Origin of the sequence: Mesorhizobium sp. M1A.F.Ca.IN.020.06.1.1 (assembly GCF_004023265.1) — a bacterium.
Taxonomy (GTDB): Bacteria; Pseudomonadota; Alphaproteobacteria; order Rhizobiales; family Rhizobiaceae; genus Mesorhizobium.
This window is the reverse complement of the sequence record NZ_RZSR01000170.1, coordinates 1-8318: the sequence shown is the minus strand read 5'-3', so window position 1 is coordinate 8318 and position 8318 is coordinate 1. Positions and strand designations below refer to the sequence as shown.

5 protein-coding genes and 1 pseudogene are annotated in these 8318 nt (G+C 58.0%); 3 read left to right on the top strand and 3 right to left on the bottom strand.

Annotation, left to right across the window (positions count from 1 at the left end; translation table 11 throughout):
* Together EOA60_RS10380 and EOA60_RS10375 are read left to right on the top strand one after the other, a co-directional pair.
* The coding region (locus tag EOA60_RS10380; RefSeq protein ID WP_281060733.1) for a 3-oxoacyl-[acyl-carrier-protein] synthase III C-terminal domain-containing protein at positions 1-529 on the top strand (529 nt) is incomplete at its 5' end.
* Positions 530-702: 173 nt separating this feature from the next.
* On the top strand, positions 703-2346 hold the full coding sequence (locus tag EOA60_RS10375; protein ID WP_029354881.1) for an MFS transporter: 1644 nt from the start codon (positions 703-705) through the stop codon (positions 2344-2346).
* Between the two features lie 230 nt (positions 2347-2576).
* Here EOA60_RS10375 and hemN read toward each other — a convergent pair.
* Both hemN and EOA60_RS10365 read right to left on the bottom strand, forming a co-directional pair.
* Positions 2577-3904: pseudogene (gene hemN / locus EOA60_RS10370) on the bottom strand (oxygen-independent coproporphyrinogen III oxidase).
* Between the two features lie 495 nt (positions 3905-4399).
* Positions 4400-4756, bottom strand: a complete 357-nt coding sequence (locus EOA60_RS10365; protein WP_091595902.1) for a hypothetical protein — start codon at positions 4754-4756, stop codon at positions 4400-4402.
* 682 nt (positions 4757-5438) lie between these two features.
* Between EOA60_RS10365 and EOA60_RS10360 the strand changes: the two genes are divergently transcribed.
* The gene (locus tag EOA60_RS10360; protein ID WP_091595823.1) at positions 5439-6578 is read left to right on the top strand and encodes a porin; all 1140 of its coding nucleotides are present in this window, start codon (positions 5439-5441) and stop codon (positions 6576-6578) included.
* Between the two features lie 489 nt (positions 6579-7067).
* Here EOA60_RS10360 and EOA60_RS10355 read toward each other — a convergent pair.
* The coding region (locus tag EOA60_RS10355; RefSeq protein ID WP_164899254.1) for an acyltransferase family protein at positions 7068-8318 on the bottom strand (1251 nt) is incomplete at its 5' end.

The window sequence follows — 8318 nt, the reverse complement described above, 5'->3', positions numbered from 1 at the left end:
TCGCTTTGCCATGCAGGCGAGTGAACCCGTCGGCGCGGTGGTGATCGGTCCGTGCGATGACCCGGATCGAGGCATTCTCGGCGCTTCGGTGGATTCGGACGGCTCGCGTTACGGGCTGATCCAGATTCCTGCCGGTGGAAGCAACAATCCGTTCCATGGCGGCCTCGACCTCGAGCAGACCCGGATGACGATCACCGATGGCCGCGAAGTGTTCGCCAAGGCCGTGGAGATGATGACCGCCTGCTCGAGAGATGCGCTCACTGCTGCCCGACTGAGGCCGCAAGACCTCGATCGTTTCGTGCCGCATCAGGCCAATGCTCGCATTTTCGACGCGGTCGGCAGGAACCTCGGCATCACAGATCACTCGATGGTCAAGACGATCGCCGAATATGGCAACTCTTCCGCCGCGACGATCCCGCTCTCGTTGTCGCTCGCCCATCGGGCGCAGCCGTTTCGGCCTGGCGAGAAAGTCCTCTTGGCGGCAGCGGGTGCGGGTCTCAGCGGCGGCGCGCTTGTCGTGGGAATTTAGCAAAGCAACGCTTGCGCATAGGACTGCTCATGAATGAGACTATGAGAATGGCTCAATACGCAAATAGTCGCCGGCAAGCTCCATAGAGCTGGGTTCCGTGCGGTGCTCCGCGATGTCTAAGTATCGACCCACTTGCTCAAATCGCAGCGCTCATCGAAGGCCAGCAAAACCTCATGCAGAGCGAAAATCCTCAACCGCCCGTTTCAAAGACGCTCGCCCCATTTCGAAACAAGGTGTTTCGCTCAATTTGGACGGCCACCCAGATTTCCAGCCTCGGTTGGCTAGTGCAAACGGTCGCCATCAGTTGGCTTATGGCAACGATTTCAGCGTCCGACCTTATGGTGGCTCTCGTCCAGGCCGCATCCACACTGCCGGTGTTCTTCCTCTCAGTTTTCGCCGGAGCCATTGCCGACAACTTCAGCCGCCGGTGGGTGATGTTTGCGGGACACTGCCTGATAGCATCGGCGTCGATGACGCTGATGATTTCTGTGGGTCTGGGATTTGTCAGTCCTTGGCTGATTCTCGGGTTAGGTTTCCTGGCCGGCTGCGGCTTTGCCTTGAATGATCCGGCCTGGCACGCTTCGGTCGGCGATATCCTTCACAAACGCGACATTCCGGCCGCAGTGACGCTTATGTCCGTCGGATACAACATTGTGCGCAGCGTTGGTCCGGCCTTAGGGGGCGTGATCCTGGCCGTCTTTGGGCCGCTGGCCGCTTTCGCCTTGGCTGCGGTGAGTGATCTGGCGCCTATAAGCGCGATATGGCGCACCAAATGGGAGGTCCGCTCTTCGCCTCTCCCTCGTGAGAGAATGACGACGGCAATTCATGACGGAGTGCGCTTTACGGCGATGTCTTTGGAGATCAGGGCAGCGACCGCCCGAGCAGCTCTTTTCGGATTGGCAAGCATCTCCATTCTGGCGTTGCTCCCTCTCGTCGTCCGGGATCAGTTGAAGAGTGGGCCAATTGTCTACGGCATCTTATTGGCCGGCTTCGGCATGGGTGCTTTCATCGCGGGCATGGGCAACGGCTTCTTGAGGAAGGTCACGTCTCAAAACAGGCTGGTGGCCTTCGCCTCTGTGGCTTGTGCAGTCTGTTGCCTCTCCCTTGCCCTGACATCGTCGGTTCCTGTGGCGGCCATTTCGCTGGCGCTCGGCGGAGCGGGTTGGCTTATCACCTGGACGGGCATTGACGTGTCGGTGCAGTTGGCAAGCCCAAGGTGGGTTGTAGGCCGCACGCTCTCCATTTACTACGCCTTGAGCGCAGGCGGTATGGCTGCTGGCAGCTGGATCTGGGGTTCTGTCGCGCAAAACTATTCCTTGACCTCAGCATTGGAGGGCGCCGCGGGCGCTCTGTTGCTGGTTGCAGCAGCGGGGATCGTGTTGCCGGTCCGTCCCTGGGAAGAAACGGATCAAGAAAGTTCAGTTTTTCATCCGCCGGACGTGGCTCTCGATCTGAAACCCAGAAGTGGCCCTATCGTGGCCAAGGTCGAGTATTTGATATCGGAGGAAAATATCGAGGCCTTTCTGGGCTACATGCGCACGCGGCGACACGTCCAGAGCCGTGCCGGTGCACGAAACTGGACGCTCCAGCGAAATCTGCAAACACCGTCACTTTGGACGGAGACATTCCGCACCCCCACCTGGATGGACTTTCTCCGCCTAAATCATCGACTCACCGCAGCAGATAAGGAAGTCGGCCAGCATCTCCTGTCACTGCATGAAGGAGAGGTGCCTCCGCAGACAGTGCTTTCGATTGAACGAACGACCGAGGCAATTCGTACCCGTACCTCGACAATCTTTTCTCGTCCTCCAAGATGACGCCATCAAGCTGCTATCCAGGGACAGGGTGGATCACCGGTGCTTTGCAGAGCACAGCCTCACGCCGAGAGCAGCGTGCTCCGAGTTGTGCGATCGAGCGCACCCAGGCGAGATGATGATGAACGCGGCGTCAAGTGGAGTCCCCTGCATGCGCTTGCGGAGTCTTCTGCGAGAGCCCATGCCGACGAGCGCCAAACAAGGTCTGATGCCTTCGGAGTCGTGGCCTCAACTCATCGATTCGCGAGAAAAGCATCGAATGCAGCAGCAACGGCGCGAACAACAAAGCGGTGCTCCGGCCGCACGCGGATGAAGCCGTTTTCGACGTCCACGATCCCCTCCTCAGCCAGCGTCACCAAACGCTCAACTGAATCGAGAAAACGAGCTGGTTCGATTTCGTGGGCGGCACAGATGGTCGGCACGTCGGCCTCCAAATCGCACATCAGTCGCTCGATGATTGCTGCGCGCACCCGGTCATCGTCGGTCAGCCGGTGGCCCTTTGATGTCGCCAGACGTCCACTTGCGATGTGCCGGGCGTAAGAATCCCGTGTTACTTCGTTCTGAACGTACCCCTCGCCGACTCGGCCAATAGCCGACGCGCCGAAGCCGATCACGGTTTTGCAAGTATCGGCCGAGTATCCCAGCGAATTACGCCGCAGGCGCCCGGTCTTCTGCGCTAGCGCGAGTTCGTCGTCCGGCAGAGCGAAATGATCGAGCCCGATCTCCCGGTAGCCGGCGCCAACCAGTGTCTCGGCGACAGCTGCAGCCTGTTCGGCGCGAACATCGCCGTCCGGTAGACCTGCCTGCTCGATTAGGCGCTGATTCTTTATCACGGAAGGAATATGCGCGTAGCCGAACACCGCAAACCGGTTGGGGCGCATGGCGACCGCAGCCATCGCGGTCTGGATGCAGGACTGCACAGTCTGTTTCGGGAGACCGAAGATGAGATCGAAGTTGATATGGCCAACGCCATGCCGGCGGAGATTTTCGACGGCAGCGGCCGTCTGCACCTTACTCTGGATCCGATTGATCGCCTTTTGCACATCGGGATCAAAGCTCTGCACGCCGATGCTCGCGCGGTTGACACCGGTAGCTGCCAAGGGTTCGGCCATTTCCGGTGTGAACGTTCGGGGATCGATCTCCACGGCGATCGCAGCAGTTTTGCTGAAAGCGAAGTGGCGGCGTAGAAATTCCATCAGCGCCAAGTGCTCGGCTGGCCCGATAAGGTGAGGCGTTCCGCCGCCGAAATGCACATCGCTCACCGGCAGCCCTTGCCGAACTTGCTCCGACACCAAACTGATCTCCTGACGCAGCACGCCAAATAATTAAGGATCGGGCCGTTGCGACGGGTGACGGCGGTAGGGAAGCCGCAATACCAGCACATGGATCGGCAAAACGGAATGTGGAAATAGAGCGACACCGATTCGTCGGCCGGGAGGCCCCCCAGCCATTCCTCATAATCGTCAGCACCAACCGCCGCAGAGAAGTCTGGCACAGTCGGATAGATGGTATACCAAGGCGGCCGGGGGTCCCGGTACTTTGTCAGGATTGAGGTGTGCAAGGAGCTGTCGTCCCACGTCGCTGATCCATCATTGTTTCGTTGCGCGCTCGTCCTGTCTCTGACCTAAGTCAGTGCGTCCCGCTTTCTCCGCGTTTTCAAGGCGGAGGCGGCGATGTCGCAGTCTCGCTTGGACAGGACGGTATCAACCGAGCGCGCGTGCCATGGTCCGCCTGAGGTGATGGTGCGGTGCCGCATTCAACGTTTGAGTACGTGACGCCGATGCAGTGTGCTTGAGGCGTCTGCGGAAGAACTTTGCAATGCGAAATTCATGTCCGACGCCAAACGTCGCAACGCACCTGTCAAGCCTCGGTCAGACGCCATCCAGGTCCAGCCAGCGGCCTTCCCTGCCGGCCGAAAAACCATACCGGCTTTAGCCACCGAGACGCTCTAAAGCTGACGTCCGCTCATTTGATGAAAGGAAGGCGCCGCTAGGGGGTGCACAAGGCTCCCCAGCTTGACGTCGCTTCGAGCGATGAGCGGCGGTGTGGCTTGTCGTCAAGCGCCGGGCAGCGTGCCCCCTACCGATATCCCGAAAAGATCGACCAAGATCGCCATCCCGACGCCACACGCGGTCTGGATGAGGCCGACCATGAAAATGCGATTGGCGCGTTCGTAGATGGGGCGGCGCAAGGAACTCATGTCGAGCAGCATGGACAGCGCTCTCATCTGCAGTGCGATGCCGAGCAGGATCGGCACTACGGCGAACAGATCGTAGAGTTGCCATGGCAAGGGGTTCGCCGCCCAATGAGTGAGGAAGCCGAGCGAAAAGGCAAGCAGGATACCCACGGCAGTGATTGTGCCGTTGCGGAAAATGGTCTCGATCAGTTCTTCCTTCGGATCGTGCTCGTCCAAGCGGCTTCCTTTCGTTGCTCTTTCCGTCGAGACTAAGTTCTCGAGAATGCTGTTCATCGCCAATTACTCGAGGCGAGCCCTAGGCAACCGTTTCAGGGTGCGATCCCTTCTCGCTATCGGCCGCGCAATGTACCTGCACGGCGAACTTACAGCGGCGAAAAGGTGCTTCGGCCACCATGCGACACATCGGACGTGGACGCCCTCTGTTCCTGGCGCAGCCCTTGCGGACCGCACGCGCGCAGTAATCCTTCTCGGTAGCGCATGAAGCGGCCTCCGTTGCGGTCAGACGGGAAGCCGTCGCTGTTAAACGAGACTGTCACATATCGAACATGGCGAACCGTGTCGCACATTGCTTTTCGCAGTGACCCTCAAAAAAAGTGATTCCAGCGAGACGAAGGCGCGTCGGCCCAATTTTGGTGTCGGCCGCATCTACGCTTCAGGTTGGCATGTCGCTTGCTGCTCTATTCCGAGGCTGCAGCGGTCTGACCGGAGTGTTTCACATATAAACGATAATGAATCTCCTAGCAGAAAACACTATTCTAAGTACATGTGGCTTTTACGCTGGATAACCTCCCATGTCAAGCGCTTTTACGTCCACAAATTGGAGACAACACGTACAAAATTTAGAGTAAAGCTTGCTCTTACGCCTCTATCCTTTTTATTCCTTCATGGAGATCTAGACATGTACATCAAGATTCGTCTTCTCGGCTTAACTGCTCTGATCGCCGCCTCCGTCGTTCGAGCAGCTGGCGCCGAGCGGGAACCGGCCGAGTACATCAAGATCTGCGACGTCCTCGGCTCGGGGTATTTCTATATTCCCAACACCGAGACCTGCCTGCGCATCGGCGGCTATGTCCGTTATGATATCGGCCTGGGTGATGTCCGATCGTATGACAGCGCAAGAACCTCGGATGTGAGAACTGGCGAGGACCAAGGCACTTGGCGAAACAACACACGCTTCACGTTCAAAACTTGGAGCGGCCAGCAGACCGAGCTCGGCGCGTTGACGACCTATACCGAAACCCACGTGAATTTTGGCAATAGCGCTAACTCGCGTGACAGTCCTCAGAACTATGGTTTCAACAGCGGCCTCGCACTGGCTTCTGCCTGGGTCGAGCTGGGGGGCCTGCGAGTTGGCAAGGACGGGTCGGCCTTCGATACGTTTGTAAGCTACGCTGGCAACGTTCTCGATAGTATGCTCGTTCGGTCGGCCGGCTTCGACACCAACGTGGCTCAGTACTACTTCGACGCCGGCAACGGCATTTCGACCGTGATTTCGCTCGAACAAGGATCGGGCTCAGCCGGTACTATCGACAGCTATATTCCGCACGTTGTCGCCGGCTTGAAATACACGCAAGGCTGGGGCTCGATCACCGGCGTCGCGGCTTATGACAGCAACTACGAAGCTTTGGCCGGCAAGATCCGTGTCGACGTCGCTGTCACAAACCAGCTGTCGCTGTTTGGACTGTTCGGCTACGGTTCCAATGGCAGTCTCAACGAGGACTCAAACGGCGCAATCGCCAATCATGTGCGCGGCTCGTACAAAATCTGGAACGGCCAGTGGGCTTTCTGGGCGGGCGCCACCTACGAGTTTGACGAGAAAACTTCGTTCAACTTTCAGGTCTCGAGTGATCAGCTCAAGAATTCTGGTTTGGCTGCAAACGTCGTCTATATGGTCGTTCCTGGCTTCACGGTCACAGCCGAGGTCGATTACGACCGCTACGGCAACTTTGGCGTCGGCCCTGCCGACCCTACCACCGTCAAGGGCACGAGCAAGCCGAACAGCGTCGGCGGCATTCTCCGCTTCCAACGCTCATTTTGAAATCTCTCCAGCCGCGAGCATCTCTGGCAAAGGCACTTGCCTCGACAACGCACGCATAGAGAGCTTCTTTCGCCATCCTTGAAGTCTGCATCGACCGTCCACGGCCCATCGTACCAACTTGAGACTGAAAGGGGTGAGCCCTGTGTAATACAGCCTAGCCCTTGACCTGCCCAATGAACCGGCCAGGGGTGGTCAGTTCAAATTCGGGGCCGTTTAGAGGGCAGTGTGAGGCCGTGTCAGGTAAGTGCCACTGCTATGTCGGGACCGCGACACGCCTGTCGCTGTGGATGGCTGGAATTGCCCTTCGCGGCGCCATTCATTCTCTCAACATTTACGTGATAATGCACGCTTAGTCCGATCCGCGTGGCAGCACCCATCCTAGGTCGCTATCGGGTGGCCTTAAACCTGAACAGCTCCATCGTCGCGGCTGCTGCCGAAGCAGGAGCAATCACAGGGACCCGCACTGGTGCTTGTCAGCCGTCTGACCCGCTACTTCGTCTTAGGAAGAGCATTGTCTTTGCCAAAAGCCGGCCAGTATTTCGAGATTGCCAGTGTGGCGCCGGCTGAAGAGAAATGACCATAGTCGAAATACATAAACTCTCCTCTGTCGGAATAGGGGCAGCGTCCTGCGCTGCACAGGAATTTCAGCGGATCGATGAATGTGGCGCCTTTGGTAAATGAGCGCACACGTTCGTTGATGCCGGGGTACATCGCCATCGGCCAGGACGTATCGTCCAGATTTTGGCGCTTGGCGAAGAACGCAATTTTCCGGACGTCAGTTGGGAACTGCGGAGACTGGCCGATGACAAACACGCGCACGCCCAGGGCACGAAGCGTATCGATTGTTTGCTGAAGACCGTCGAAGCCTCTGACCTCATAGTCACTCCATTTACCGCTGAGGATAACCGTCTTGATGTCCGCTTCCAAGATGATGTCCAAGGCCTTGCGATTGAACCGGACACAATCAAGACGAGCGTAAGAGTAGTAAGAGAGTATCGGCGGGCAGCCGGCGTACGTATATTCCACGATGTTCGCCTGCAACCGATTTATGTTAGCACCCAGGCCGGAAACATAGTGCGCGGCGAAGGAGTCGCCCCACAAAAAAACCGTTGTTGGAAAACCGCGAGTGCGCGTGCAATCCTCCATATTCCAGCTTTCGATCCGGCTGGTGCCCTCGTTGAAACAGATGCCATTCCTCCAGTCCCCGACGGAAATGCGCCGCTGGACATAGTCCGGAAACCGTTGCGGAAAGCCGTTGCCGAGCGCCCCCGCCGCTCCGCCGGCACAAAGAACAACGATCGCGAGCGCTGAAAAGGCAAAGATAGGCCCCGGGGCGGTGAAGGCCCTCTTCTGTCGAAACGGCTGCTCTACAAACTTCCAGGAGAATGCAGCCAATGCGAGGCTTGCTACCAACATCGCACCGGTCATCAAAGGATCGAGTTTTTGGAACGAAAGATAATGCGCGAACGCATTGAGCGGCCAGTGAACAAGATACAAAGAATACGAGATGAGCCCAATCCAGACCAGCGGCCGGACTTCGAGCATGCGGCTGGCGACCGTCGAGGGGGAATTTTGGCCAACATAGATCAGAAGGGCCGTTCCGATGCATGGATACAAGGCGTTGTAGCCTGGGAACGGGTCGCTCTCCGAAAGCGCGAAGAACCCGATGGCGAGAAGGCCAAATCCGGCCAACCCCACCGACTCCATCAGGAATCTGTTGCCCAACGGCGGGGGGCGTTT